This is a genomic window from Mycobacterium sp. URHD0025, from assembly GCF_000426065.1.
In the GTDB taxonomy this organism is placed as follows: domain Bacteria; phylum Actinomycetota; class Actinomycetes; order Mycobacteriales; family Mycobacteriaceae; genus Mycobacterium.
Genome location: NZ_AUEQ01000012.1, coordinates 301,995 through 327,650 on the forward strand (window position 1 = coordinate 301,995; position 25,656 = coordinate 327,650).

Below are 25,656 nucleotides of genomic sequence, written 5' to 3' on the forward strand. Positions count from 1 at the left end.
TAACGTGGCGACCTGTGGGGGATGAGGCGCGTCGCGAAGGCTTGCTCGATGTCGGCGACGGGAACCTGGTGTTCTGGGAATCCCGAGGAAATCCACGCGGGCGGACTGTGTTGATTGTGCATGGCGGCCCCGGCGGCGGGCGGTCCCGCACCGCACACAAGTCTTTTGACCACACGGTGTTTCAGATCGTTTCGTTCGACCAACGAGGGTGCGGGAACAGTGTGCCCAGCGCCGCGGATCCGGCAACAGCGATGCGCCTGAACACGACTGACCATCTCCTGGCGGATATGGAGAAGTTGCGAAATCACCTCGGCGTGGATCGATGGCTGCTCTTCGGTGGATCCTGGGGCTCGACTCTGATCCTGGCCTATGCCCAGCGTTACCCACATCGCGTGGCCGGCATCATCCTCATCGGTGTCACCATGACGCGGCGCAGCGAAATCGACTGGCTCTATCGCGGGCTGCGACGACTGTTGCCTCAACAGTGGGAACGGTTCCGGGCCGGTGCCCCTGCGCATCTGAGGGACGGGAATCTGGTGCAGGCGTATCGCCGGCTGATGGAGCATCCTGACCCTGAAGTGCGCCGGCATGCCGCACGGGAGTGGTGCGCCTGGGAAGATGCCGCGATCGCCCACGAGACGCAAGGCAGCCCGGGGCAGTACAGCGCCAAACCGGATGAGGCGAGACTGGCTTTCGTGCGGATCTGCACCCACTTCTTTGCCCACTACGCATGGCTCGACGACGGGCAGTTGTTGCGCGAGGCCGGCAGACTCGCGGGCATTCCCGGAGTGCTCATCCATGGCAGGCTCGACCTCTCGGCACCGCTGATCACCGCATGGGAGCTCGCTCAAGCCTGGCCCGACGCCGAGTTGGTGGTGATCGAAGATTCTGGGCATACGGGAAGTGCTGCGATGGAAGATGCTGTTCGGCAGGCGATTTCACGGTTCACCGACGGCGATCTGAGCCGCGGCCCCCGATGGCCGCCGTAACCGGTCGATCAGTGCCGTGAACCCATGGCGTCGCTCAAGGCGAAGGGCGAACCAACCTCTCAAGGAGTGAGGACGATCCGGCCGAACACACGCCCTTGATCCATCTGACGGTGCGCTTCGGCCGCCAGCTCAAGGGGAAGGACCTCGTGCACGACGGCATGTAATTCCGCGCGCACCGCTGCGTCGAACTGTGCGGCACGAACCGTTGCCGTCGTATCGGCCGGCACAGTGTCGAGGCTGAAGGTGGCGAACGAGCGGGACTGCTGGAATGCGGCCAGGTCGATGAGTCGCCGTCCGAAGTCCGCAGGGGGTAGTCCGGCCACCACGCCCGCGAGGACCAGGCGTCCATTCGGTGCCAGACGGTCGACGAATGCGGGAAGCCCTGTCCCGCCGACGATATCGATGATCACGTCGAACGACTTCGGCGCAGCGGAATCGCCTTCGCCGGCGCGGTCGAGCACATGCGTGGCACCCAGAGCGCGAAGTCGTCTGCCGCGCTCGGGCGTTGACGTCGTCACCGCGACGATGCCCGCCCCCGCGCGCGCCGCGATTTCCACGGTCGCGATGCCGATGCTGCCCGCGGCACCGCGTACGAGCACGGATTCGCCAGGGGCGAAGTGCGCGTGGGCAAGTGCGAAGTGCGCGACTGTCGCCGAACCACCCAGCGTCACCGCGTCGATCGACGATAGATCTTCCGGCAGCGCGACGATGTCTTCGATGCCGGCAACCGCCTGCTCGACGTAGCCGCCGGTGCGGGTGAATGCCCACACGCGCCTGCCCACCCACGCCGAGTCGACGGCGGCACCGACCGCGGTCACGGTGCCCGCCACCTCGCTGCCCGGGATCATGCCCTCGGAGAACCCATATCCGGCGAGTGTGCCGCGGCGAATCACCGCATCGACGCCGCCGACCCCGATCGCCTCCGTCGCGATGACCACCTGTCCCGGCGCTGGAACCGGAGACGGCGTTTCGATCACCGCCATACCGCTCGGGTCGCCGAATTCCTGGATCGCCACTGCGCGCACCATCGCCTCCGTCTCGCTACATTTGTCTGCGGTATCGTTTGCGACGTTAACGGACGCCCCCGTCCACTTCCGTGAAGTGAGAACCATGGCCGCTCGATTGCCTCACATGCTCCGTTCCGACGCACAGGACAATCGGGACCGTGTCCTCAAGGTTGCGCGACAACTCTTTTCGGAACGCGGAATGGACATCACGATGCGCGAGGTCGCCCGGCGCGCCGGCGTCGGTCCCGCGACCCTGTATCGACGGTTCCCTACCAAGCAGATGTTGGTCGACGAGGCCTTCGCGGACGAAATGCGATCATGCCGAGACATCGTGAACGACGGTTGGGCAGATCCCGACCCGTGGCGAGGGTTCTGCTCGGTGATCGAACGGATCAGCGTCCTCAACAGTCGCAACCAGGGTTTCGTGGATGCCTTCACGTCGGCGAACCCTCAGATCGACACGTTGGCAGCCCACCGCGCTTTGGTACTGCGGAAGCTAACCCAGCTGGCCGACCGCGCCAAGGCGGCCGGCGAGCTGCGCCACGACTTCGTCATCGACGATCTCGTACTGGTGCTGCTTGCCGGGCGCGGACTGTCCTCGACGGCACCATCGGACCGGGAGGTGGCGGCTCGACGCTTCGCGGCGCTCGCCATCGACGCGTTTCGGCCTTCCGGTGCGACGAGCAAATTGCCACGCTCCCCGGGACTCATCGCGTGCGTAGCGCGGCCGCATCCAGATCCTCACTCAACACGATGACGGTAGGAGCTCTGCCATGGCAACTGTCACAACGCAATCCGAACTGCTCCGAGAAGACTGCGCAGCGCTCGTCGTGGGCGGCCCGACCACGGTTCTCGACCTCGGCGGTCTGCGTATCGTCAGCGACCCGACCTTCGACGACCCGGGCCCGCACGGTTACCTGACCAAGACGGAAGGACCCGTCATCGTCGAGGACCAACTCGGCGCCGTCGACGTCGTGCTCGTCAGCCACGACAACCACACCGACAACTTCGACGACCGCGGCCGCGCCTTCGCCCTGGCCGCACCGTTGCTCCTCACCACCCTCGGCGGCGCTCAGCGCCTGGGCGCTCCAGCCGTGGGCATGGCGGAGTGGAGCACTCACCGTCTTGCGCGGCCAGACGGCGGCGAGCTGACCATCACGGCCGTCCCTGCTGTCCACGGTCCTGAGGACGGTGAGCGCGACCCGGACGGCAACATCAACTGCGAAGTCATCGGATTCGTGCTGTCGGGCAGCGGACTGCCCACCGTCTACATCAGCGGTGACAACGCTTCCATCCGCGCTGTTGCCGAGATCGCCCGTCGTGTCGGCAAAATCGATGCGACGGTCCTGCACGCCGGCGCTGCCCGTGTCCCCGGCAAGTTGCGGCATCGCCCGGTCAGTTTCGACAGCGTCCGAGCCGCCGCAGCCGCCGCGGTTCTCGGCGCCCCGGTCAACATCCCCGCCCACTACGCCGGTTGGGAACACTTCACCGAAGGCCGCGACGACATCGTGAGCGCTTTCGATGACGCCGGCCTCACCCCGATTCTGCGTGTCGCGGACCATGGCACCTGGCTGTCGCTACGCCCGTGAGGCGATGGGCCGGGCTCGGTCAGATGTTCCAATATGCCTGTACCGCAACGGATGTGTGCGTGTAGCGAGACGTCACGGGCTCAGTTCAGCCGCTCGGTGAGGTGGACCTCGACGTCATCACCGTCGTTTTTGCCGATCACCTTGCGGATTGCAGCAGCCACTGGGAGCTTGTGGGTTCCGTCGCCCAGGGCCATGAACGCTCCGGTGAACGGCTGGCCATCGACGGTGCCGGCGACCTTGACCAGCCCCCGGGTGCCGAAGATCTGCGCCGAGTCGGGCAGCTGGACGCAGGTCCAGGTGTCGCCTGGGCGCGCTTTGCCCAGACGAGCGGTGAATGTGATGTCCAAGGGCTGCGGATTCGCCATGATCGCGGTCCTCCTTACTTGTTGAGCGAGGCGACGGTCGGTCAGCGCGACGTGGCCTGGTCGACGTCCTCCAGGTACACCAAGCCGTTGCCGTCGGGGTCGGTGAAGGAGAACATCGCCGGTACGCCCTCGATACGGACCAGCTCGTCGTTGTGCAGGGTCACGCCTGCGGCGCGGACCTCGTCGTGGGCTTGTTGAGCGTCAGGGGTACCCATCCGGATCGCAATCGGGATCTGGCTGTCGAGTGGTAGCAGAACCAGCGCGACATTCGAGCCTGGCGGCACGACCTCGATCATGCGCGCACCAGGCCAGACCTCCACGTCGTTGCGAAGCTCGAATCCCAGCACGTCGGTGTAAAACTTCAGCGCGGCGTCCTGGTCAGATACCGGAACCGACACACTCAGCACTCTGGTCGTCATCGTCATGCTCAATCAGACTCCGCTGCAGTCGAAGACTCATCGCGAGCGTGTCAATTCTCGGCGGGAGGATCTGGGGGCAAAGGGAAAGTCCGCCCCAATCTGACGCGCTCAAGCGCCACTTTGGTCGATCTGTACTGCGGTTTTGCCAGACCCAAGATGTTCCAATACAGTGCATGGCTAATTACTACTACGTAGTAGTACCAGGCAAGGTGACACGGATCACATCGTGGCAAACAGGGTGGTTGTTGCCACGAATGTGAGGTGTCGGCGGCGAGCTAGCTCTCGTTTCGCCACGCTGTAGTACAGGCAGCAAACTTTTTCTGGTGCGCATCCGATCGGTCGGTGCTTGGTCGCCGCATGGCCATCGGTGTGCAGTCCAACCCTGTCTTCTCGCGCCGAGAGCCGGGGTTGGAGGGGGGTTTGTATCCGACACGCGGATCCACAAGTTCAGATCCCCCGCAGAGGAGAGCAAGACCATGCCGAAAGCCGACCGGCCAACGGACACGTTCGGAAAACGCCATCAAATGAAAAAGATCATCACCACCTGCCTCGTTGTTACCGGACTCGGCGGTGCCACTCTGCTCTCCCAGCCGATGCACCGGCATACGGCAGTCGCGGTCGAGCCACGGCCGGCGGGCGGCGTAGTCACCAAGACGAGGGCCGCCATCGTCCCTCCGCCGGTGGTCGTGACCAAAGACTCCAGCGCGCAGGACATCGTCAAAGCCATCGTGAGCCAGGGCAAGGCCGCCAGGCTCGACGACGACCAGATCAAGACCGTCATCGCCACCGCGAAAATCGAGTCCACTTTCCGCCCGACCGTGTCCGGCGGTGTGCAGGCCTACGGCGGCCCTGGGGGCGGCGCTGACGAGGTCATCGGCCTATTCCAGGAGAAAGCCAGTTTCGGCTCCGTGGCCGAACGCCAAGACCCCAACAAGGCGATCGCCCGGTTCATCGCCCGGTTCACCGAGGCGTACAAGAAATACGGCATCACCAATGACACCGTGCTCGCGGCCACGCTCGCGCAGAACCCACAACTGTCCAAGTACCACGGCGGAGTCGGAACTCAGTACTACAACACGATCAAGAACGCGATGAGCGCGGCCGCAGGCTTGTACAGCCAGGCCGCCGGCGCCACGCTGCAACCGGTCACCTAACCGCTGGATGGGTCCGGCTGCGTCGCTCAAAGCCGGCAAGAAAATTCCGTGACGGTTTCAATTGGGCCAAAGTACTGCACCATATCGGCGACGCGGCTCCGATATCGCCTGTTCGGCTCTAGTGTTGACTGCTGTGGCCGAACGGGACAGGACAAGCATGTGAAGCGCTGGCGCACAGCGCTTCACGTCGCCATGACGGCACTGACAGTGGCCGTCCTCGGGCTCGCGATCACTCCGGTTGCTCATGCGGCCGCGGCCACGGGGACGTTGTCGGTGACATCGACGTGGCAGACCGGTTTCATCGCCCGCTTCACCATCACCAACTTGAGCATGGCGCCTCTGACCGACTGGAAGCTCGAATTCGACTTGCCGGTAGGAGAATCCATCTCGCACACGTGGAGCAGCACGCTCACCCAATCTGGCACGCACTATGTCCTCAGACCCGTGAACTGGAATCGCATCATTCCGCCGGGCGGTTCAGCCAAAGGTGGCATGAGGGGTGTGCTGAGCGGTTCCTATACGCCACCGTTGAATTGTGTGCTGAACGGGCAGTATTTCTGCACTTAGCGGTTACTGCGTATGTGATCACCGTGCCGCAATCATGCATACGCAGGCGGGTTTCTGCGAAAAACACTGTGGACCAATAGGTTCGACCATCTGCGATGACGGCTGGACGCGGGGCGGGCGATTGGCGATCCTGCACTCGGATGCCCTGGCTCGCCGTCAACGATCGCTTTGCTGTTCGGAGCTACGAGGACCGCGACCGACTGCGACGCTCGTCACGTTCCGTTATAGTCCCGGCTGGGCGAGGGTTCGGCCGGGACTGACCCGAACCACGCCGATGACGCGAGAGGAAATCCATGAGGACGATCGCATACCGCCGCAGGGCAGTTGTCGGCCTGGCCGCCGTCGCGCTCATTACGGCGGGCTGCAGCAATGGCACGAGCAGCGAGGCTTCGGCGCCACCTGAGGTCGGGTTGATCGCCACGTCCACGTCTGAAACCCCTGCACAGCCTGAGGTGAAGCTGATCGGGGACAGAGACGTCGAGGTGACGCTGACCGGCCCGATCGCCGCCAAGTACTCGTCGGCAACCGAGGATCAGAAGCAGGCTCTCGGCAAGCCACTGACGGGTGACCACAATGCGGGTACGCGGGACAGCGGTGTGGTGTTCCAGCAGTTCCAGGGCGGGGTGATCGTCGCCAAGAACGACGACGCCGGCACACCCGCATATATCACCGGGGGCAAGATCCGGGAAGCCTGGAATGTCGAGCGCGACCCGAATGGCATTCCTCAGATCGGCGGCAAGAATGGCTCGCCAGGTCCGCTCGGCGTTCCCACCAGCGACGAGAATGCTGTCGGCGATCTGCTCGTGTCAAGCTTCGAGCACGGCAAGGTCGAGTACAACACGAAGACCGGCCAGGTCGAGGTGACTGTCAACGGCAAGGTCGTACCGTCCGGCCTGTAGACGGCGGTGCGAGATCACCGATCACCTGTCAGTGAGTCGATCCAGCCGCGAATCGGCCTGCCTCAGGGCCGCTTCAGCAGCGTGCACCCCGCGCCGCAGCCCCTGCTCTGACCGCTCCGCTGCGTTCAGCTGCGTCGTAGCCGTCTCGATGTCGTGCTCAGCGGCAGCGACCGCCTCGAGTAGCTTCTCGTAGCGTCGTCGCGCGGTTTTGACGCTCGCGCGATGCTCCGCCACCGAGGCCACCGCGTCGTCGTGAGCGGTACGCGCAGCGTTGAATTCCGACGCGGCGTTGTCGCGGGTGCGCCGGGCCTCGTCGATCGCGGCGGCGTCTCGGTCGGACTTTTTCTTTGTCTCCTTCGTCGCGGGCGGTGAGGACGTCCGCGACTCCGACCTCGTATCAGGTCGAGGTTGGGCGACGACTGCCGAGGAAATACCGAAATCACCAAAGCCGGACCATTCTTCGGCTCGGGACAGCCGGCCCAGGCGTGCGGCGACGTCGGGATCGGCGATCGCCGCTTGCCATGTGGCTGTGACGTCGTCGCGCACCGCCGGCGTCGGATCCAACTCTGCGGACGCAAACGCCGCGCGGGTCAGTTCCTGCACCAGGCGCCGCTGCACTGAGGACAACTCGCGGATGCGTTGCCCGTCCATGGCTGCGTGCGCGGCGTGCAGGGCCCCGTGCAGGTCAGCCAATCTCGGCCGCACCGTTGCGTCGGTCAGAGCCAGCCTGTTCACCACCCAAGCCGCCATCGTCGGTCGTCGCGCCGCGGCAATCGCCTTCGCTGCCTCCGCGTCGCCGCGCTTGCGTGCAGCCGCCGCGAATTCCTTGCGCCGCGCCGTGAACTCCTCCGGCCGCGTGCCGTAGAGCGAATCGAGGTCGTCGTCGACGGTCACCGCTGCGACCTCGTCGTTGGGCCAGCCACCCGTCGATTTTCGCAGACGAGCAAATGTTGATCGAACCCATGGGGCTGGGCCGGACCCCGGCCGGTACCCGATCTGCCACGGGTCGCATCGGCCGGTTTGCCCGGACGCGGAAGGGGTACTCGTCCGGCCACCCGCGTATGTGGAGGTGCGAACATGCCCACACCCGTATGTGCCTCGGTGACGGAGAATCGATGACCGCCGAAGCACCCCCTCAAGTTCACCTCATCGCAGGACGACCGTTTCCGGAACGCCTCGGCCCGAGGGGCGCATTGATCTACAAACTTGTGACCACCACGGATCACAAGCTCATCGGCATCATGTACTGCGTCGCGTGTTTCGCCTTCTTCTTCATCGGTGGGCTGATGGCGCTGCTGATGCGTACCGAATTGGCGGAGCCCGGCCTGCAATTCCTGTCCAACGAGCAGTACAACCAGCTGTTCACCATGCACGGCACGGTGATGCTGCTGTTCTACGCCACCCCGATCGTGTTCGGGTTCGCCAACCTGGTGCTGCCACTGCAGATCGGCGCTCCTGATGTGGCGTTCCCGCGGCTGAACGCGCTGTCGTTCTGGCTGTTCTTCCTGGGCGCGCTGATCGCGATGGGCGGTTTCATCGCGCCCGGCGGTGCCGCGGACTTCGGCTGGACGGCGTACTCGCCTCTCACCGATGCCATCCACTCGCCGGGACCCGGCGGCGACCTGTGGATCCTCGGTCTGGCAGTCGGTGGCCTCGGCACCATCCTGGGCGGCGTCAATATGATCACCACGGTTGTGTGCATGCGCGCCCCCGGAATGACGATGTTCCGGATGCCGATCTTCACGTGGAACGTCTTCGTCACCTCGATTCTGGTGCTGATCGCCTTCCCGATCTTGACCGCGGCGTTGTTCGCATTGGCCGCGGATCGCCACCTGGGTGCCCATATCTACGACCCGGCCAACGGGGGACCGATCCTGTGGCAGCATCTGTTCTGGTTCTTCGGTCACCCCGAGGTGTACATCGTGGCACTGCCGTTCTTCGGCATAGTCACCGAGATAATTCCCGTGTTTGCCCGCAAGCCGATCTTCGGCTACACCACCCTGATCTACGCGACGATGGCGATCGGCGCGCTCTCGGTGGCCGTGTGGGCGCACCACATGTTCGCCACCGGAGCCGTTCTGCTGCCGTTCTTCTCCTTCATGACCTATTTGATCGCAGTACCCACCGGTATCAAGTTCTTCAACTGGATCGGAACGATGTGGAAGGGGCAGTTGACGTTTGAGACACCTATGTTGTTTTCTGTCGGCTTCCTGGTCACGTTCCTGCTCGGAGGTCTGACCGGAGTCATGCTGGCCAGCCCGCCGATCGACTTCCACGTCACTGACAGCTATTTCGTGGTGGCGCATTTCCATTACGTGCTCTTCGGCACCATCGTGTTCGCGACGTTCGCCGGCGTCTACTTCTGGTTCCCGAAAATGACGGGTCGTCTGCTCGACGAGCGCCTGGGCAAGTTGCATTTCTGGTTGACGTTCATCGGCTTCCACACCACCTTCCTGGTGCAGCACTGGCTCGGTGACTACGGCATGCCGCGCCGCTATGCCGATTACCTGCCCTCGGATGGATTCACGCCCCTCAACGTGGTGTCGACAATCGGAGCGTTCACGCTCGGCGTCTCGATGTTGCCGTTCGTGTGGAACGTGTTCAAGAGCTGGCGTTACGGCGAGCCGGTGATGGTCGACGACCCGTGGGGTTACGGCAACTCGCTCGAGTGGGCGACCTCGTGCCCACCGCCGCGGCACAACTTCACCGAGCTGCCCCGGATCCGTTCGGAGCGCCCCGCATTCGAGCTGCACTACCCGCACATGGTCGAGCGGATGCGCAACGAGTCGCATGTCGCACGTCAACGTGGGCATTCCATCGAAGCGGCCGACGTCTCGAGCTAGGAAGGTCAGTCGATCTCGGCACGGCGGCCTGGGTGGCGTAACGGAATACCCTCGGCAGCGGTGAAACTGGCGTCGTCTTCTGAAGACAGTCCGATAGACACCACAGTGCGCGGAAAGACGGCGTCGGTCAGGTACGCCAGCCCCACCGCCCACCGGTTCACCATTCGCGGCATGGCGTAGAGGTGGTAGGCGCGGGTGACTGCCTTGGCGGCCAAGCCGGAGATCTGCACGCCCAGCGGATTCGCGACGGCGTAGCGCGGCCCCAAATCGACGACCAGACCCATGTTGCGGTGCTTGTAGTGTCGCCTGTTGCCGTAACCGAGGCTGGCAGCAACGTTGTGCCCCAACGTGTTACCTTGCCGGATCGCATGTTGGGCGGTCGGCGGAGTGATCTTGCCAGGCTGGGTGATGTCCGGCACGGCGGCCGCGTCACCGGCGGCGAAGACGTCGAGATGGCCCGGCACCTGCAAATCGGGCTGCACTTTCAGCCGGCCTTTCTCGGTGTCCAGTCCCAACGTCTCGATCAGAGGTGCGGCGGCCACCCCGGTCACCCATGCGACGGTACGGGTGCCCACCACCGAATCGTCGCTCAGCACCACGCGATCGTGATGGACCTCCTTGAGTGTCGTGCCGAGCCGTACGTCGATGCCACGGCTTTCGAGTACCCGCATGGCAGCCTCGCCCAATTTGCTGCCCACCTCTGGCATCACCTGCTTCGCCACGTCGAGAAGTAGGAACTTGACTGACCGCGGATCGAAATTCATCTGCTGCCCGGCCGCATCGGCGAGTGCCCGCAACTGGGCGGTGAGCTCGGTTCCCGAATAGGAGGCCCCCACGACGACGATGGTGCGCCGCGCCTGAGCCAGCGTGGCGTCGGTATCGAGGCACGCAAGCTCGAGCTGTTCGATCACGTGATCACGTAGGTAAAGCGCTTCGGCGGTCGTCTTCAGCCCACGGGCATGTTCGGCCAGACCGGGAATGTCGAACAGCTTCGTAACGGATCCCGGCGTCAGCACCAACCGGTCCCACTCCATGCTTGCTGCGCGATGCTCTGGATCGGTGAACGTCACCGTGCGGGCATCAAGGTCAACGCCGTCGACGCGTCCGCGTACCGCCCGTACGCCCTTGAGCGCACCGGCCAACGGGACGGTGACGAACCGCGCATCGACGACACCTCCGGCCACGTCCGGGAGCAGCGGCGTGTAGAGCATGTAATCGACCGGCGAAATGATCGTGATGTCGATCGGCGCGTGATGCCGGCGCGCCAAACCGGCAAGCCGCCGTGCGCATTGGAAACCGGTGAACCCGCTACCGACGATGACGACAGACTTTCTTGGCCCGCCGCCGTCCAGAGAATGTTCGCCCATGCTGCTGGCGTACCCGTCTGGCAACGGGACGACACCTCACAATCGACCTGTACGGGCTCGTTGAATCCTTTGTCGATTGCGAGACAAAGCGCGATGACGCGCTGCTAGCGTGGGGTATGAGAGCGCAATCATCGCCATTCCACCCCGTCCATTGCGCCGATGATCTTGTTGACGCCTACCTCGCACACGAAGATCGGCTACTCGCCGAAGCAGCGGGCGACGCGACCGGCGCCGGCGAGTACCGCCGCCGCGACGATGACGACGTGCTTGCGGCGCTCAGCACGTGGAAAACAAGGGCCGGAGATCGCGGCACGCCGCTCACCGAGAAGGACTGGACAAGTCTGGTCCTCGAGCTTGTGCACCGCGCTGCCGCGCAACGCTGACGGCGCGTCGGCATCGTGCCGTTCACCGTGCTGACGTCGTGCACCTTGCCGTCGGGCCGTCGATCTCGCCCCGGAAAATTCGTGCACGGAACGGCTGTGTCGGCGACTTAGCCTTGGGGTCATGGGTCAGGGGACAGCCGACGGTTCATTGCAGCTCGCTTACTTAGCCATGGTTTCCGCCGATGTCGGGCCTTTCCTGCGAGCGCGGGGGTTCGACGTAGCAGGGTCCGGTTTCGAGCGGGAACGGGGATCGCTCTACGACATCATCAACTTTCAAGCCGACCGGCATAACGGCACGACGTCGTGGCACGGATTCTTCGTCAACGTGGGCATCGGATCGGCTGAGGTCGACACCGCATGCCCAGGATACGAGCGTATGAGTCATCCCCTCAAAGGTTCGCTGATGCAACATCGTTGGGAGCATTTGGTACCTGATCTGCCCTACGAGGTGCGGTTCAACGATCGCACCGACATGCAGCAGCTCGCTGCCGCGCTCTGCGACGGCCTAGATCTGGTGCTGGCGGAGATGGAACAGATAAGCACCACAAAGCAGTTGGTGCGATATGCAGTCGACAACAACTTGCTGATCGAATACGACAAGATCAGCCGGTACCTGGCCGCCGTCGACGATATCGACACGCTGACGGAATACGTCACGACGTTGCACAATTGCTTTGGGAGTCAAGAGCGTTGGTCGATCTTCAGCCGCAACATCAGCGCGGCCGTCGGGCCTTGTGCGCGCCTGCTACGGGACCAAGGGCTGCTTGACCCGACTACTCCCACTGGCGGGGATGACCGTCCTTGATCGACCCCGTCACCGGCCCGGTGTCCGCTTCCAGTTCGAAGCGTCGCATCGACGCGCTACTACACGGAACGCGTGGCCGATTCTTCTCGACTGTTGAGTGCCGCGACGCCGAGGCTGGCGAACAGTGCAGCACCGCCTCCGGCGACGATGGCGCCGGTGGCCGACAGGGTTCGGGCCCGTACACCGCGCACGGCAGCGATGACCTCCAGGAGGTCGGTGAGCAGGCCAAGCTGTAGCGCGCGCGTCTGCAGTGACGGTGAAGCGGCGTCGGTGATCGCGACTGCCAACGTCAGTTCGCGCGAGCCGAAGAGTTGGGCGGTGAAGGGTTGATCGCGGCCGGCACTCAGGCCCATGAGCCGACCGGTCGCGTTCGGAACCAACCACGCGGCGACGCCGGTAGCGAACCGTAGGGCTGCGAAGACATGAATGAGCGCGTTGCGATTCACTCTCCCAGACTGCAGGAAAGCGTCGGACCCTTCAAGAAGGAAACCCATCCGCCAGTTTCGCTGGTGCGACAGCCAGACTCGTGGGCACGGCGTCGCGCGTCACCCGTTGTCCCGCCAGGCGAGTACCTCCTTGAGAGACGCGAGGTCGTACCCGTTGTCGGCGGTGAGTTCGGTCTGGAACAGTGTGACTCCTGCCTCGCGGAATGCGTCGGCGCTGTCGGCGTTCTCCCACAGCGTCGAGCGTTCGATATCGGCACCGTTGCGGCCGAACGTCGCTGCCAGCTCATCGACGCGATCGCTGGATCGGCGGAAGGCGTCGAGGTCCTGGAATGCATGCCAGATGTCTGCGTGCCGGGCGATGGCGGGCAGTGAGCGCTTGGGTCCCGTGCCGCCGATGAGGATCGGTAGCTTGCGCACGGGCGGCGGAATCAGTGCAGCGAGCCGGTTTTCGATGCGGATCAGGCTCTCGTCGAACAGATCGAAGCGGGAGCCGAAGGTGCCGAAGTCGTAACCGTAGGTGGTGTAGTCCTTTTCGTACCAGCCCGCGCCGAGGCCGAGGATGAGCCGGCCGCCGCTGATGTGGTCGACGGTGCGTGCCATGTCGGCGAGCAGGTCCGCGTTGCGGTAGCCGACGCCGGTGACGAGGAGCCCGATCTCGGCGTGTGAGGTGATCTCGCCCCACGACGCGAGCGCGGTCCACCCCTCGAAGTTGGCGACGTCGGGCTGCTCGTCAGTCAGGATGGGCTTGCCGTCGACGATGGCCTCCATCGCCGGGCGGTGGAAGTGGTCGTAGCCGAAAATCACGTCGACGCCGAGGTCGTCAGCGGCCAGGACGGCGTCGCGCCATGTGTGGTAATCGGGTGTGCCGCCGGGCTGGATCTGTACGGCGACGCGGACGGGACGAGTCATGGAATGCTCCTGAGTCGGGGAGAGGGCGACTCTTGAGCCAAGTTCACCGGGCACGGTGTTTATTCCGGATCGACACGTCGATGTCGGTAAAGCGCTGCCGCTTATCCCAGGATCGCCCGCGCCGCGCGCTCTGCGATCAGCATGACCGGCGCGTTGGTGTTCCCGGAAGTGATGGTCGGCATCGCCGACGCATCAACCACGCGCAGGCCGGCGACGCGGTAGACGCGACAGTCGGTGTCGAGCACCGTGGCGGGCGACCGCGGCAGACCTTGTGCGTCAAAGGCTCCCATCGCGCAGGTGCCCACCGGATGAAAGATGGTGGTACCGAGTTCACACGCTGCCTGCTGCAGGTCTTCGTCGCTCACCAGTTGCGGGCCGGGAAGCAGTTCTTCCGGGTGGTAGCGGGCCAGGGGCTGCGCCGCCATGATCTGCCGGGTCATCCGGAGACCCTTCACGGCAGCGTGACGATCGGCGTCAGTGGACAGGTAGTTGCAGGCGATTTTCGGATTGGTCAGCGGGTCGGCACTGGCTATCCGAACATGCCCTCGGGAGCTGGGTCGCAAATTGCAGACCGAGGGAGTGATCGCTCCGAAAGGATGAAGCGGTTCGCCGAACTTGGGCAACGACAAGGGCTGCACATGCCACTCCAAATCGGGACTGGCCAACGCGGGATCACTTTTGGCGAAAGCGCCCAGCGTGGAGGGTGGCATGGTCATCGGCCCTGAGCGCAGCAACAGGTACTGAAGTCCCATTCCTGCACGGGTGACCCAATTCCGGTACAGCGTGTTGACGGTTCGGGCGCCCCGCACCCGGTAGATCGTTCGCAGCTGCAGGTGGTCCTGGAGGTTTTCACCCACTCCCGGCAGATCGACGGCCACCGGCACCTGATGCTGGGTGAGCAGCCCGGCCGGGCCCAGACCCGAGGCCTGCATGAGCTGCGGCGAACCGATCGCTCCGGCGCTCAGGATCACCTCCCGGCGGGCCTGGACGTCGATGATCTGGCCGTCTCTGAGCAGCCGCACACCGGTGGCGCGACGCTGAGCAGTGGTCCAGGCGCCGCGACGCTGATCGTCGTGGACCTGGTCATCCATCAGAAGCTGCATGGCCTGGGTGTGGGTGTAGACGGTGAGATTTGGTCGGTGGGCGACGGGATGCAGGAAAGCATCGGCCATCGACCAGCGACGGCCGCGCCGTTGGTTGACGTGAAAGTACGCGCTGCCGGAGTTGTCTCCCCGGTTGAACTCCTCGATCGGGGCGATGCCCACCTGTGCAGCGGCGGCCTGCCACGCGTCCAAGATCTTCCAGCGCACCCGCGGCCGTTCGACAGCGATCTCGCCACCGGCGCCGTGCCAGGCGTCGGCGCCGCCGAAGTAATCTTCCAATTTCTTGTAGATCGACAGCGTCTCGCCGGGACCGTCCCAACGCCAGCGGTCGTCACCGGTGGCCCGAGCCCACAAGTCGTAATCGCTGGCTTGGCCGCGCATATGGATCATGGCGTTGATCGACGAGGAGCCGCCGATCACCCGGCCGCGCGCGTAGTGAATGCTGCGGCCGGCCAGACCCGTGTCGGCATCGGTCGTGAAGCACCAGTCGGTGCGGGGATTGGCGATGGTGTACAGGTAGCCCACCGGGATCTTGATCCAGAACCAGTCGTCGTTGCCGCCGGCCTCGACCAAGAGCACGCGGTGATCAGGATTGGCGCTGAGCCGGTTGGCGAGCAGGCAGCCCGCGCTGCCTGCTCCCACGATGACGAAATCGAACTCGGCGACAGGGCTCATTTCCGGCATCGGGGGAGACTAAAGCTTCGCGGCATGTGTTGTCGCGAAACTGGACGCGTGATCGACAAGCTCACAACCTGTCGTCCCACTTGGCAATCGTCCTCGATCTCAGCGGCCGGCGACTCGAGTGCAGCGGCTTCCTTTGACACCGCTGCAACCTATCCGTCGGTCTCGTGTGGCGCCCAGAGAATTACTTTGGTGCTCGCCACAATTCAGAAGAGAATGCGAAATGCGAGGCGTCGGTCCGCAAATTCGCTCTACTGGAATAGTCAACGCTTGCACATCAGATCGACATACGCAGTCGTATATCGCACAAGATTGTTCACCCTACCGGTTGGGCCGCGCTGCACCCACGAATGCTTGACGTCAGTGCCCTGGCGCACAGCTGTGACCGTGCACTGATCCATGGGCGCGTTACCGACCTTGTTGAGGATCACCCGGAAGCCCTGGGCCTCAAGCTCGCTGATTGTCGCCTGCGCTGACGTTTGACCGGTCGGCGCTGCAGACGCCGGCACGGATACGCCCAATCCCAATACCGCCGCAGCTGAGGCAACGGCAAGGCTCCTTATGGTCCGGCCGCCCGACATTTAAGCTCCTTTTCCGCTTTTCGATCAATGCACGCGCGATTTCCCACGCGCGGATTTGTATCGAGTTTAGTCGTGTGTGAAAATTCGGCCAGGAACTCATATGCGACGCATAACTATGCTCATAGGAAACGCATAGCCGATTCGTGTCAATTTCATACGGAAGCTCACTGGTAAGTCACAGCGCGTCGTACACCGCGGCGATGAGCCGATAGGCACGGCGATCGCCGGCCAGCCAGTCGCGGCGCAGATTGGGTACGAAGGCGAAGGCGACCTTGTGTTCGAGATCTGCCAGTCCCACCGAGCCACCGGCCCCCGGGTGACCGAAAACAGTCCGTTGGACAGGTTCAGGCACCACGAAATTCTGCGACGGCAGCATGTAGCCGAGGCCGAATGCGCTTTCCAGGCGGAGCACCCGGTCGCGGCCGCGGACGCGTTCCGTGATCGCTTCCAGCAGAAGACCGGGGGAGAGCAGGCTTCCGCCGATCAAGTCGCCATAGAACTTCGCCAGATCGCGAGCGGTGGTGACCAGGCCAGCCGCGGGCCAACCGGCCGCCAATACTTCTGGATCATTATAGGACGCAACGGGATTCGATGATGCCCGGATGAACAGCGATTCTGGATCGGCGATGGCGGCCACCATCTCGGCGACTATATCGTCCGGTATCGGCGGCGCGTTCTCCGCGCTCCAGACACGCTGCTCGGGCGGAGGCGAACTCATCCGGGCAGCCTCTCGCACCGCCGTGCCGGAAACGCCGATGTGCAGCCGATCGCCCAAGTGGCGCAAGGTGAACTCGCCGACTGTCATACCGGTGTGGCGGCGCACGAATTCGCCGACCAGCCATCCGAAAGTCAAAGCGTGATAACCATGTTCCGTGCCCGGCCGCCAGAGCGGGCATTGGCCTGCCAACAGGTCGGCCATCGCCGCGGGATCCGAGGCTTGGGCCACTGAAACCGGGCTCTCCAAGACGGGTAATCCGGCGCGGTGGGCCATCAGGTCGCTCAGTGTGGACTCGTGCTTGTCGTGCTGCGCGAATTCCGGCCACCAGGTGCTCACCGGTTCGTCGACACCATGGCCCCGTTGTTGGGCGGCCATTAGGGCAGCGGTCGTTGTCACACCCTTGGTGCAGGAAAAGGTCGGGCACGCGGTGTCGCGCGTCCAAGGACGCGCGGTCCGTCTGTCGGCGATGCCTCCCCAGAGATCCACCACCGCACGACCGTCGACGAAGACCGCCACCGCGGCGCCCAGATCGTCGCCGTCGGCCAAACCTGCTTCAAAGACAGCTTTCACATCCGCAAACGCGGGGTCAGCGTGTCCCGACGCTGAACTGGACATACACGGAATTAGAACACGTTCTAGTATGGGCGGAGGGCGGATTCCGGATGCTAGCCGCGGATATTGACGCACGACCTCAGGATCAGTGCAAGGGTACTTTTCCGCAGATTCTGTCGTAGACCGCCTATCTTCCTGGTGGTTGAGCGAACCCGGATTCGCTGCCCACAGATGCGCTGTCGTCAACGAGATTCAGAAAGAGTCCTGGAACGGTGATCACTGCGCCGCTCATCGACCAGTCGCGGAAATAGGGGTGCTCCGCGCAGCGGGCGGTAGTCAGCGGCTGCAAACGCAGCGGCGGCCGCCGACATCAACGCCAGGATGAGGGCCGGCTGGCGGCTGGCATGAGCAGGGAAGTCGTAAAACAGCAGCCAGGCCAACGTCATTGTGGTGATTACACCAAGACCATCAGTCGCGCCGATAATCGAAACATCCGGTCTGTTCAGGCCAATCTGTCCGCCCGTAATTGCGGTGGTCAATGCGCACACGGCGAGGACCACGCAGAGCGGAAAAGTGAGCTGCCACAACCCCCATGCGGTGCGATCGCTGTCCTGAGCCTGTGCCCACGGCAGGAATAATGCGACGACCATCGAGGCGCCGGCTGCGCCGCAGACCAGCCGTCGGAGCAATGTAGTCATTTCGTCCTCCTAATGGGTCTACTCGTGATCGTCACGGTCAAAGGTCGTGCTGTCGATTACCTCGAGGTAATGGAGCTGCGTACCTGAAGCGGCTACAGTCGGTGCGAATGGCGACCACCAGCTCCGCTGCTCAGGTCGGGTCGCTGCTGCGGGAGTGGCGGCAACGGCGTCGGCTGACCCAGCTAGAGCTTGCACTCGATGCGGGCGTATCGGCCCGCCATCTGAGTTTCGTCGAGACCGGCCGCTCCAAGCCTGGACGAGCGATGCTTCTGCGCCTCGGAGAGCGGCTCGAAATCCCGTTCCGCGAACGCAACCGGCTACTGGTCGCAGCTGGGCACGCTCCGGCATTCCCCGAGCATCCGTTCGGCGCACCCGAACTCGCGCCGATCCGCGAAGCGCTGGAGCGGATTCTGAAAAGCCACGAGCCGTATCCGGCGGTCGTCTTCGACCACCACTGGAACCTGGTCGCCGCAAACGCGGCCATACAACCGCTCATCGCGACCATCGATCCAGCCCTACTGAACCCGCCTGTCAACGTCCTCCGCATCGGCCTGGAATTGATGCCGCAGATCATCAACGCCCACGACGTCATGGCCTACTTCCGTGATCGCATTCAGCGCCAGCTCGCCGACACCGCCGATGAGCAGCTCGCGCACCTCGTGGAGGCTTTTGACTACCACATACGCAACGACGACCGCGATGTGGCAAGCGAATCCAACTTCGAGCAGAATCTCGGTCCGGTTCGAGTCCGGGCGCCTGACGGCGGCGAGTGGTCCTTCTTCGGCATGTTCGGCACCTTCGACATGCCGTTTGAAGTCACGATTTCCGAACTAGCCATCGAGTTGCTCTTTCCCGCCGATCGCGCGACCGCGGATGCGTTTGAATCGCTTGCTCGACATCGCGAAGAGAGCTAGAGGGACCCAGATCGCCTGTTGCGCCGAAACGCTGGTCCATCTGGAGCACCCCCGATGGCCGGCAACGGGCTACTCGGGGCTGGACCAGGTCATCGGGTAGGGGTGATCGGGGTTTGCTGCGGCGGTGCATCGTTGGACGATGACACTCATGGGCGTGGGTGTGCGGTCGATGATGCCGTGGTCGAGCGGTAGTGCCGCGACGGTGGTTTCCCAGCCGGGCCAACGTGATTCGCGATAGTAGGTGTCGAGTCCTCCGGACAGTGCCCAGGTGAGGAACTGTTCGTAGGTGAATCCCAGGGGCTGCCACTGTGCGTTGGCTGGGCTCCAGTGCAGCATCGTCTCGACCTCGATGTTGTTGAAGTGGCCGAGGTTGATGGCGTAGAGGCCGCCGAGGACGTCTTCGCCGACCAGCCACATGAAACCGCGGGCCAGTCCGCCGATCAGATCGCGGGATTCGTTGTCGTCGCTGGTGCCGCAGCCGTACAGCCGCAGCCAGCCGTGGTCGACGAGCAGGGTGGCGCAGTGATACACCATGGCACCGATGCCGGTGTCGACGCCGTATTCGAGATATTCCAAGCGTCGTTTCGCGATCTCCGCGTCGGCAGGGACGACCTGGTGGGCACCGGCTTCGATCAACGGTTGCAGCTGCGGCCACAGGGGATTGTCGACGTTGAGCAGATCGTCGAGGGCGATGAACCGGTCGATGTCGGGACGGTAGTGGCGACCCTTGGTCCAGTACATGGGATAGCGGGGTGAGGTCGTGGCGAACAGGCCGCCGGGGCGGGTCAACATCTGCATGACGCGACAGATCTCGGCCATCGGCACCACACCCTTGCGCACCTGCGACTTGTCGCGCCCCTCAACGGTATACGGGTCGGGCGTGAGGGTGTATCCCTGGTCGACAGCGAGAGCAGCCACGTCGTCCTGCCAGCCCGGCCAGCGCAGATCGGCGTAGAACTTATCCATCTGCCCGGTCAACGCGGCATACAACAGGTCGACGTGTTTCCAGTCGCCACAGGGTTCCCAGTCGAGCGCATCTGGCGCCCAGTACCAAAGCAAGTGGTGCTCACCGGGAAACGCGCCCCAGTTGATTGCGAACACTCCGCCGAGGACGTCGATGCCGCACAAGCCCGCGCCGCCGATGCCCTCGATGCCGCTGATGAGATCGGCCAAGGCCGGCATGTCAGCGGTGCCCCCGCCGAAGAGTTTCAGCCAGCCGTGATCGGCGAGGATCCCACCGCAGTTCAAGGTGACAGCACCTTGTGTGGACAGTGTGGTCATCTGCAAGTTGAGTAGTTGGGCCTGGCCCTCGGTGGCGGTGATGGGCAGGACACGGTTGGTTCCTTGCTGAGCCCACTGCTCGATCTGAGCCCACACGGTCGACTCGGCAAGGTCCAATTCGTCGAGCCCACGCCGTTGCTCGGCCACCTATGGCTCCTTCTGCCGAGTCGATGTGCTGCGGGCTTGCGCCCGGCACGCATCGGTCAAGTTACCCCGACAGCGGACAGTTAACACTATACAGTTGCGGCAACAAACTGTTCCCGGCACTTCTGCCAGGTGGATGACGGGGTGAGCGGAAGTGCTGACCAGGCAGGAGAACGGTGAAATGTCCTTGTATACCGGACTAATGCGCAGCGTTCAATGGCAACGTACTGCGCTGCGCGCCGCGGTCCAGCGCTTGACGCTCGCAGGCGTGTGTGATGGCTCGACGTTGCCCAGCAAATATTCTGGTCGCTGTGCGCGATCGACGTCGGGGTTGTGGGTTACTGCGTGGTCGGGGGCAAGTACGCCGACGGGGGCAGATGTCACCGCATGCCTGCGAGGGCCGCCCGTCAGGGGTGCTGATACATGGCTTAATGAAAATGATTATCATTAGGTCGATGACGACATCGCTACTTGCGCTGGTATGGTCCGGTCGAGCCAGTCGAACCCAACCTGATTGGGTCAGGGAATCCGGCGAGAACCCGGAACTGACGCGCAGCGGTATGGAGGACGGGCGGAGCAGCGGCCACTGGCCCCCTCGCGGGGCTGGGAAGGCGTTCCGTCCGGATGATCCCGAGTCCGAAGACCTGCTGGCTTGGGCCTTGACGCCGAGCCGTGGCGCGAGGTCCGCCCATCGGATGGACCTCGCGCCTGGGTCCCGGATCGGAAGGCACCGCCTTGTCTGAACGTATGCGCGCTGTTGCCCTACTCGTACTCGCCGCGGCGCTCACCGCCGGCTGCGGTTCCTCGGTGCGAGATTCACGTGTTGGCGGGGCTGCCGCCCCAGGGCAGCCCGGATATCCCGTGACGGTGCAGAACTGCGGACGCACCGTGCACGTGCCGGCCCCGCCGCAACGCGCAATCTCGATAAACCAACCCGCCACCGAGCTGCTGCTGACCCTCGGCCTGGCCGATCGGATGGCCGGCAGCGCATCGTGGAGTGATTCCGTGCGTCCCGAGCTTGCCGCCGACAACGCCAAAGTGCCTGTGCTGAGCCGTGATTTCCCCTCGCTCGAACGTGTTCTGAAAGAGAACCCCGACTTCGTGTACGCCACGTTCGACTGGACGTTCACCGACCAGGGCGTCGCGCCGCGGGACCGGTTCGAGCGGCTCGGGGTGCCCACCTACCAGTCCTCCAGTGAATGCGGCGGCCAGGACGCCCTCCAGCAGCGGCCGCTGACTTTCGACGACATGTACGCCGAGATCACCGATGTGGCAAAGATGTTCGACGTACCCGAACGCGGTGAGCAATTGATCTCGTCACTCAAGACCCGCACGGCCCACGCGACCGACGGCGTCAAAGCCGACGATGTCTCGCTGATGTGGTGGTATGCCGGCACCAAGGTGCCCTACATCGCGGGGTGCTGCGGTGCGCCCGGCATCATCACCCGCGCCGTCGGCGCCCAGAACGCGTTCGCCGACAACCGGCAGCTGTGGCCCGAGATCTCGTGGGAGGCCATCCTCGACCGCGACCCCGACGTTCTGGTTCTGGCCGATCTCACCCGCGGCGACGACGGCGACAGCGCCGCCGCCAAGGTCCAGTTCCTCGAATCCGATCCGGTCGCAAAGAAACTGACCGCGGTACGCGAACGCCGATTGATCGTCATACCCGGAACGGCGATGGACCCGTCGCTGCGCAACGTCGACGCCGTCGAGACGATCGCGACCGGGCTGCGCGCGCTGCCGGAGGCCGCCAAATGAGCGGCGCGGATCCCATGGCACTGCTCGCGGCGTGGGATGAGCAGCAGGCGGCCTACATCGCCGACCGCGAGGGCAGATTCCGCATCATGGTCGAATTGCTCGAGCTCGCCTGCGGCGAGGCGCCGCTGGTGGTCGACCTTGCCTGCGGCCCAGGCTCATTGACCGCCCGAGTGCTCCAGGCCATACCCCGGGCGCACGTGGTCGCGGTCGATCACGATCCGCTGCTGCTCGACCTCGCCGCGCGGGCGTTGGGTCCCGCCTACGGCGACCGGCTCACGGTGCTCGATGCCGACCTCGACGCCGACCACTGGACCGCACTTCTCGAAAATGTGCTCGACGGTCGCAGACCCGACGCTTTCGTCTCCACCACCGCGTTGCACTGGTTGGCGCCCGACGCCCTGCTGGGGGTGTACGCCGGGGCGGCCGCGCTACTGGGCACCGGCGGAGTGCTCCTCAACGGCGATCACTTCCGCTTCGACGGCCGGTCGCCCGCGCTGAGACGTTTCGCCGCCGCGCATGACGAATCGACGCAACAGCGCGCGCATGCGTCCGGTGCGCCAACGTGGGATGCGTGGTGGGCGCAGGCGCGGGCACATCCGAACGCCGCCGAGCTGGCAGCCTTGCGGGATGAGCGGTACGCCGGCCGCCCGGCGCCGCCGTCGACCGCCGTCGACTTCCATGTCGCGGCGTTGATCCAGGCCGGGTTCGCCGAAGCCGGCACGGTATGGCAGCTGCTCGACGACTATGTCGTGCTCGGCGTGAAGTGAGCGCCCGGCCTGGGCTCCGTAACGCCGGGCTGGTGTTGCTCGTGACCACCGGGATGGCGGGTGTCGTGCTGTCGATCGCGGCAGCGGTGACGATCGGTCCCGCCGAACTCGGCCTGCGGGACGTGTATGCGGTGTTCGCGCAGCACCTTTGGCACAGTGACCGGGAAGTCACGATGATCGAAGACGGCATCGTGTGGGAGTTGAGGCTGCCGCGGGCGCTACTCGCCGCGATCTGCGGCGCGGGCCTGGCGATCTGCGGGGCGATCCTGCAGTCGTTGATGCGCAACCCGCTGGCAGACCCGTTCATGCTGGGTATTTCCTCGGGCGCCTCGACCGGTGCCGTACTGGTCGTGGTGACCGGTCTCGGCGGTGCGCTCAGTCTGTCCGGTGGCGCCTTCGCGGGAGCACTGACCGCCTTCGGGCTGGTCCTCGCCCTGGCCGCGGTCGCAGGCGGCGGTCAGGATCGTGTCGTGCTCGCGGGCGTCGCTGGGACGCAACTCTTCTCAGCGGCAACAGCGTTCGTGGTGTTCTCCTCGGCCGACGCCCAGCAGACCCGTGGCGTGCTGTTCTGGTTACTCGGCTCGCTCGGTGGTGCGAACTGGGATCAGGTGGCGTTGTGCGGCGCGATCTGCGCCCTGGGCCTGGTGATCTGCTGGACACAGTCAGACGCGCTGGATGCGTTCGCGTTCGGCCTCGACGCGGCGGCTTCGCTGGGCGTTGCCGTCATGCGGGTCCGGATGTTGTTACTGGCGACGACGGCACTGCTCACCGCGGTGCTGGTGAGCGCAGCGGGTGCGATCGGGTTCGTCGGCCTGGTGCTGCCGCATGCTGCGCGCATGATCGTCGGCCCGGCCCACCGCAGACTGCTGCTCGTCACCGCGCTGACCGGCGCGGTCTTTCTGGTCTGGGTCGACACCGCGGCACGCACCGTCTTCGCGCCGCAGGAACTGCCGGTCGGTGTGGTGACGGCGCTGATCGGGGTGCCGGTGTTCGCGCTGATCCTCGCGCGCCGGAGACGGCCCCGATGAGCCGGGAATCGCCCCCTGCCTCGATCACGGCAGATTCGGTGAGCTGGTCGGCGGGCGGCACGCTCATCATCGGCGATGTGTCGGTGACGGTGCAGGACGGCGAGACGCTGGGTCTGCTCGGGCCCAACGGAGCCGGGAAATCCTCGCTGCTGCGACTGCTGGCCGGGCTGCGCCGACCGAGCGCGGGCGCGGTCCTGCTCGACGGCCGACCACTGGCCGGGCATCGCCGGCGGATGGTCGCACAACGGGTCGCCGTCGTCGAACAGCAGGTCAGCGCCAACGTCGATCTCACGGTCGGACAGATCGTGCGGCTCGGCCGCATCCCGCACCGGGGGATATGGTCCGGCGACACCGAGGCCGATGACCGTGCGGTGCAGCGGGCGCTGGAGCAGACCGGCATCTCGGAGCTGCGCGACCGCGACTGGCGCACGCTGTCGGGCGGGGAAGCCCAGCGCGTCCAGATCGCGCGTGCACTCGCCCAGGAGCCGCGTGAGCTGCTGCTCGACGAACCGACCAACCACCTCGACATCCGCCACCAGTTCGAGCTGCTCGCCCTGATCCACGAGCTGCCGCTGACCGCCGTCGTGACCCTGCACGATCTCACGCTGGCCGCCCTCTTCTGCGATCGGGTCATCGTGCTCACCGCGGGTCGTCTGGCCGCAGCCGGAACGCCCGCAGAGGTCCTCACCCCCAGCCTGATCTCGGCGGTCTACGGGGTGGACGCGCATGTGATCGTCGATGGCGCAGGCCCGGGGCGGCCGTCCATTCATCTGCTCCCGCCGCGGGGATGATTACCGCTCCCTCGCCCCGATCAGGGCTTCCGAGATCACGCCGGTCGCCCTCTTCAGTGCGGGAACAGCCCGAGCGATCAATTCCTCACCGATGTGAGCCGAGGGCCCGGAGATGCCGATCGCCATCGGCGTCGGAGCGCCGGGCACCGCCATCGCGACGGAGCGAACCCCGATCTCGGACTCCTCATCGTCGACCGCATAGCCGTCGACGCGCACGCGCTCGACGTTCGCGAACACCGCAGAAAGGGTCGACGCACTGTTCGCGGTCGGTGCGGAAAATCCAGACTGCGTAACCAACTTCAGAATGCGTGCATCATCCAACTCGGCCAGAACCGCCTTGCCTACACCGGTTGTGTGCAGACCGACGCGCTTGCCGACCTCACTGTTCGTCCCCATCAGCTTCGAAGGAAGAACCTGTCCGGTGTAGATCACCATGTCACCGTCGAGCACAGCGAGACTTGCCGTCTCCGAGAGTTCATCGACCAACGACTGCAGCACTGGGGCGGCGACCGCGCCCAGCTGGCGGTTCGCCACCACACCGAGCCGAATCAATCTCGGCCCCAGCGCGTAGCGGCGATTGGGCAGTTGGCGCACGTAGCCAATGCCGACCAAGGTGCGCAGGAAACGGTGAATTGTCGGTGGCGGCAGTGGAGACTCTGCCGACAACTCCGTCAAGGAGCACTCTCCTCCGGCACGGCCGATCAATTCCATCAACTCGAACGCGCGCTCCACCGACTGCACGCCGCCCGACTTCTCCGTCATTCAGTCCACTCCCGGTCGACGATTGTCGTTCCATCCAACATGCGCAAAATGTTTTCCGCAATATGGAATAAGTGATTCGGCCATAGATCGAGACAATCATGCGCCGAGAACCTCGCATTAAACTCCACAATGTGGA

26 protein-coding genes and 1 riboswitch are annotated in these 25,656 nt (G+C 64.6%); of the genes, 14 read left to right on the forward strand and 12 right to left on the reverse strand.

Annotated elements, in window-relative coordinates:
• Positions 1–14 precede the first annotated feature (14 nt).
• The gene (pip, locus tag H977_RS33570) at positions 15–989 is read left to right on the forward strand and encodes a prolyl aminopeptidase (protein WP_036476488.1); all 975 of its coding nucleotides are present in this window, start codon (positions 15–17) and stop codon (positions 987–989) included.
• A 59-nt stretch (positions 990–1,048) separates the two neighbouring features.
• Here the strand turns inward: pip and H977_RS0120195 are convergent, their stop codons facing one another.
• The gene (locus H977_RS0120195) at positions 1,049–2,005 is read right to left on the reverse strand and encodes a zinc-binding dehydrogenase (protein WP_231396011.1); all 957 of its coding nucleotides are present in this window, start codon (positions 2,003–2,005) and stop codon (positions 1,049–1,051) included.
• A 115-nt stretch (positions 2,006–2,120) separates the two neighbouring features.
• On the opposite strand from H977_RS0120195, the gene H977_RS33575 reads away from it, so the two are divergent.
• Together H977_RS33575 and H977_RS0120205 are read left to right on the forward strand one after the other, a co-directional pair.
• Positions 2,121–2,753 (forward strand): TetR/AcrR family transcriptional regulator, encoded by a 633-nt coding sequence (locus H977_RS33575; protein WP_286162655.1) that lies wholly within the window; start codon positions 2,121–2,123, stop codon positions 2,751–2,753.
• 16 nt (positions 2,754–2,769) lie between these two features.
• Positions 2,770–3,585 carry an MBL fold metallo-hydrolase gene (locus tag H977_RS0120205; RefSeq protein ID WP_036476491.1) on the forward strand — a complete coding sequence of 272 codons (816 nt, stop codon included), beginning with the start codon at positions 2,770–2,772 and terminating at the stop codon, positions 3,583–3,585.
• Between the two features lie 80 nt (positions 3,586–3,665).
• Here H977_RS0120205 and H977_RS0120210 read toward each other — a convergent pair whose 3' ends face one another.
• Together H977_RS0120210 and H977_RS0120215 are read right to left on the reverse strand one after the other, a co-directional pair.
• Complete coding sequence (locus tag H977_RS0120210) at positions 3,666–3,950, reverse strand: DUF1905 domain-containing protein (protein WP_029109562.1); 285 nt, start codon at positions 3,948–3,950, stop codon at positions 3,666–3,668.
• Between the two features lie 41 nt (positions 3,951–3,991).
• Complete coding sequence (locus H977_RS0120215) at positions 3,992–4,375, reverse strand: VOC family protein (protein ID WP_029109563.1); 384 nt, start codon at positions 4,373–4,375, stop codon at positions 3,992–3,994.
• Between the two features lie 518 nt (positions 4,376–4,893).
• Between H977_RS0120215 and H977_RS0120220 the strand changes: the two genes are divergently transcribed.
• From H977_RS0120220 to H977_RS0120230, 3 genes are all read left to right on the forward strand, one after another.
• Entirely contained in the window at positions 4,894–5,523 is a 630-nt protein-coding gene (locus H977_RS0120220) for a hypothetical protein (protein ID WP_231396013.1), read from the forward strand.
• Between the two features lie 192 nt (positions 5,524–5,715).
• The gene (locus H977_RS0120225; protein WP_051288973.1) at positions 5,716–6,090 is read left to right on the forward strand and encodes a cellulose-binding domain-containing protein; all 375 of its coding nucleotides are present in this window, start codon (positions 5,716–5,718) and stop codon (positions 6,088–6,090) included.
• 293 nt (positions 6,091–6,383) lie between these two features.
• On the forward strand, positions 6,384–6,989 hold the full coding sequence (locus H977_RS0120230) for an LGFP repeat-containing protein (protein WP_029109566.1): 606 nt from the start codon (positions 6,384–6,386) through the stop codon (positions 6,987–6,989).
• Between the two features lie 21 nt (positions 6,990–7,010).
• On the opposite strand, the gene H977_RS0120235 is transcribed toward H977_RS0120230, so the two are convergent.
• On the reverse strand, positions 7,011–7,883 hold the full coding sequence (locus tag H977_RS0120235) for an HlyD family secretion protein (protein ID WP_029109567.1): 873 nt from the start codon (positions 7,881–7,883) through the stop codon (positions 7,011–7,013).
• 221 nt (positions 7,884–8,104) lie between these two features.
• On the opposite strand from H977_RS0120235, the gene ctaD reads away from it, so the two are divergent.
• Positions 8,105–9,832 (forward strand): aa3-type cytochrome oxidase subunit I, encoded by a 1,728-nt coding sequence (gene ctaD, locus H977_RS0120240; protein WP_029109568.1) that lies wholly within the window; start codon positions 8,105–8,107, stop codon positions 9,830–9,832.
• 5 nt (positions 9,833–9,837) lie between these two features.
• Here ctaD and H977_RS0120245 read toward each other — a convergent pair whose 3' ends face one another.
• Positions 9,838–11,199 carry an NAD(P)/FAD-dependent oxidoreductase gene (locus H977_RS0120245; RefSeq protein WP_051288964.1) on the reverse strand — a complete coding sequence of 454 codons (1,362 nt, stop codon included), beginning with the start codon at positions 11,197–11,199 and terminating at the stop codon, positions 9,838–9,840.
• A 116-nt stretch (positions 11,200–11,315) separates the two neighbouring features.
• Here H977_RS0120245 and H977_RS0120250 point away from each other — a divergent pair, with 116 nt between their 5' ends.
• Together H977_RS0120250 and H977_RS0120255 are read left to right on the forward strand one after the other, a co-directional pair.
• The gene (locus H977_RS0120250; RefSeq protein WP_029109570.1) at positions 11,316–11,582 is read left to right on the forward strand and encodes a hypothetical protein; all 267 of its coding nucleotides are present in this window, start codon (positions 11,316–11,318) and stop codon (positions 11,580–11,582) included.
• A 121-nt stretch (positions 11,583–11,703) separates the two neighbouring features.
• Positions 11,704–12,387 carry a DUF4304 domain-containing protein gene (locus H977_RS0120255; protein ID WP_029109571.1) on the forward strand — a complete coding sequence of 228 codons (684 nt, stop codon included), beginning with the start codon at positions 11,704–11,706 and terminating at the stop codon, positions 12,385–12,387.
• A 59-nt stretch (positions 12,388–12,446) separates the two neighbouring features.
• Here H977_RS0120255 and H977_RS0120260 read toward each other — a convergent pair whose 3' ends face one another.
• The 5 genes from H977_RS0120260 to H977_RS0120285 form a co-directional block, all read right to left on the reverse strand.
• Positions 12,447–12,833, reverse strand: coding sequence for a hypothetical protein (locus tag H977_RS0120260; RefSeq protein ID WP_036476494.1), 387 nt, complete (start codon positions 12,831–12,833; stop codon positions 12,447–12,449).
• Positions 12,834–12,932: 99 nt separating this feature from the next.
• A complete protein-coding gene (locus H977_RS0120265; RefSeq protein WP_029109573.1) occupies positions 12,933–13,742 on the reverse strand; it encodes an LLM class F420-dependent oxidoreductase in 810 nt (269 codons plus the stop codon).
• Between the two features lie 101 nt (positions 13,743–13,843).
• Entirely contained in the window at positions 13,844–15,520 is a 1,677-nt protein-coding gene (locus H977_RS0120270) for a GMC family oxidoreductase (RefSeq protein WP_029109574.1), read from the reverse strand.
• A 762-nt stretch (positions 15,521–16,282) separates the two neighbouring features.
• Positions 16,283–17,395, reverse strand: coding sequence for a serine hydrolase domain-containing protein (locus H977_RS0120280; protein WP_231396014.1), 1,113 nt, complete (start codon positions 17,393–17,395; stop codon positions 16,283–16,285).
• A 224-nt stretch (positions 17,396–17,619) separates the two neighbouring features.
• Positions 17,620–18,075, reverse strand: a complete 456-nt coding sequence (locus H977_RS0120285; protein WP_155946729.1) for a hypothetical protein — start codon at positions 18,073–18,075, stop codon at positions 17,620–17,622.
• Positions 18,076–18,182: 107 nt separating this feature from the next.
• Here H977_RS0120285 and H977_RS0120290 point away from each other — a divergent pair, with 107 nt between their 5' ends.
• Positions 18,183–18,989, forward strand: a complete 807-nt coding sequence (locus tag H977_RS0120290) for a helix-turn-helix domain-containing protein (RefSeq protein ID WP_036476501.1) — start codon at positions 18,183–18,185, stop codon at positions 18,987–18,989.
• A 69-nt stretch (positions 18,990–19,058) separates the two neighbouring features.
• Here the strand turns inward: H977_RS0120290 and H977_RS34490 are convergent, their stop codons facing one another.
• A complete protein-coding gene (locus tag H977_RS34490) occupies positions 19,059–20,417 on the reverse strand; it encodes a DUF2625 family protein (protein ID WP_051288966.1) in 1,359 nt (452 codons plus the stop codon).
• A gap of 477 nt (positions 20,418–20,894) precedes the next feature.
• Positions 20,895–21,080, forward strand: a riboswitch (cobalamin riboswitch).
• 81 nt (positions 21,081–21,161) lie between these two features.
• On the opposite strand from H977_RS34490, the gene H977_RS0120300 reads away from it, so the two are divergent.
• Genes H977_RS0120300 through H977_RS0120315 form a run of 4 tightly spaced genes read left to right on the forward strand, consistent with a single transcriptional unit; the run spans position 21,162 to position 24,758 of the window.
• A complete protein-coding gene (locus tag H977_RS0120300) occupies positions 21,162–22,172 on the forward strand; it encodes an ABC transporter substrate-binding protein (protein ID WP_029109579.1) in 1,011 nt (336 codons plus the stop codon).
• Positions 22,169–22,939 carry a class I SAM-dependent methyltransferase gene (locus tag H977_RS0120305; RefSeq protein WP_029109580.1) on the forward strand — a complete coding sequence of 257 codons (771 nt, stop codon included), beginning with the start codon at positions 22,169–22,171 and terminating at the stop codon, positions 22,937–22,939. The genes H977_RS0120300 and H977_RS0120305 overlap by 4 nt, the downstream gene beginning before the upstream one ends.
• A 53-nt stretch (positions 22,940–22,992) precedes the next feature.
• On the forward strand, positions 22,993–23,967 hold the full coding sequence (locus H977_RS0120310; RefSeq protein ID WP_231396018.1) for a FecCD family ABC transporter permease: 975 nt from the start codon (positions 22,993–22,995) through the stop codon (positions 23,965–23,967).
• On the forward strand, positions 23,964–24,758 hold the full coding sequence (locus H977_RS0120315) for an ABC transporter ATP-binding protein (RefSeq protein WP_029109582.1): 795 nt from the start codon (positions 23,964–23,966) through the stop codon (positions 24,756–24,758). Before H977_RS0120310 ends, H977_RS0120315 begins: the two co-directional genes overlap by 4 nt.
• On the opposite strand, the gene H977_RS0120320 is transcribed toward H977_RS0120315, so the two are convergent.
• On the reverse strand, positions 24,759–25,520 hold the full coding sequence (locus tag H977_RS0120320; protein WP_029109583.1) for an IclR family transcriptional regulator: 762 nt from the start codon (positions 25,518–25,520) through the stop codon (positions 24,759–24,761).
• Between the last annotated feature and the right edge of the window lie 136 nt (positions 25,521–25,656).

Bases quoted from the DNA above. Each gene is read 5' to 3' on its own strand.
- H977_RS33575 (WP_286162655.1), top strand. From the start codon at position 2,121: ATGCTCCGTTCCGACGCACAGGACAATCGGGACCGTGTCCTCAAGGTT.
- H977_RS0120205 (WP_036476491.1), top strand. From the start codon at position 2,770: ATGGCAACTGTCACAACGCAATCCGAACTGCTCCGAGAAGACTGCGCA.
- H977_RS0120210 (WP_029109562.1), bottom strand. From the start codon at position 3,950: ATGGCGAATCCGCAGCCCTTGGACATCACATTCACCGCTCGTCTGGGC.
- H977_RS0120215 (WP_029109563.1), bottom strand. From the start codon at position 4,375: ATGACGATGACGACCAGAGTGCTGAGTGTGTCGGTTCCGGTATCTGAC.
- H977_RS0120220 (WP_231396013.1), top strand. From the start codon at position 4,894: ATGAAAAAGATCATCACCACCTGCCTCGTTGTTACCGGACTCGGCGGT.
- H977_RS0120225 (WP_051288973.1), top strand. From the start codon at position 5,716: ATGACGGCACTGACAGTGGCCGTCCTCGGGCTCGCGATCACTCCGGTT.
- H977_RS0120230 (WP_029109566.1), top strand. From the start codon at position 6,384: ATGAGGACGATCGCATACCGCCGCAGGGCAGTTGTCGGCCTGGCCGCC.
- ctaD (WP_029109568.1), top strand. From the start codon at position 8,105: ATGACCGCCGAAGCACCCCCTCAAGTTCACCTCATCGCAGGACGACCG.
- H977_RS0120245 (WP_051288964.1), bottom strand. From the start codon at position 11,199: ATGGGCGAACATTCTCTGGACGGCGGCGGGCCAAGAAAGTCTGTCGTC.
- H977_RS0120250 (WP_029109570.1), top strand. From the start codon at position 11,316: ATGAGAGCGCAATCATCGCCATTCCACCCCGTCCATTGCGCCGATGAT.
- H977_RS0120255 (WP_029109571.1), top strand. From the start codon at position 11,704: ATGGGTCAGGGGACAGCCGACGGTTCATTGCAGCTCGCTTACTTAGCC.
- H977_RS0120265 (WP_029109573.1), bottom strand. From the start codon at position 13,742: ATGACTCGTCCCGTCCGCGTCGCCGTACAGATCCAGCCCGGCGGCACA.
- H977_RS0120270 (WP_029109574.1), bottom strand. From the start codon at position 15,520: ATGAGCCCTGTCGCCGAGTTCGATTTCGTCATCGTGGGAGCAGGCAGC.
- H977_RS0120285 (WP_155946729.1), bottom strand. From the start codon at position 18,075: ATGACTACATTGCTCCGACGGCTGGTCTGCGGCGCAGCCGGCGCCTCG.
- H977_RS0120290 (WP_036476501.1), top strand. From the start codon at position 18,183: ATGGCGACCACCAGCTCCGCTGCTCAGGTCGGGTCGCTGCTGCGGGAG.
- H977_RS0120300 (WP_029109579.1), top strand. From the start codon at position 21,162: ATGCGCGCTGTTGCCCTACTCGTACTCGCCGCGGCGCTCACCGCCGGC.
- H977_RS0120305 (WP_029109580.1), top strand. From the start codon at position 22,169: ATGAGCGGCGCGGATCCCATGGCACTGCTCGCGGCGTGGGATGAGCAG.
- H977_RS0120310 (WP_231396018.1), top strand. From the start codon at position 22,993: ATGGCGGGTGTCGTGCTGTCGATCGCGGCAGCGGTGACGATCGGTCCC.
- H977_RS0120315 (WP_029109582.1), top strand. From the start codon at position 23,964: ATGAGCCGGGAATCGCCCCCTGCCTCGATCACGGCAGATTCGGTGAGC.
- H977_RS0120320 (WP_029109583.1), bottom strand. From the start codon at position 25,520: ATGACGGAGAAGTCGGGCGGCGTGCAGTCGGTGGAGCGCGCGTTCGAG.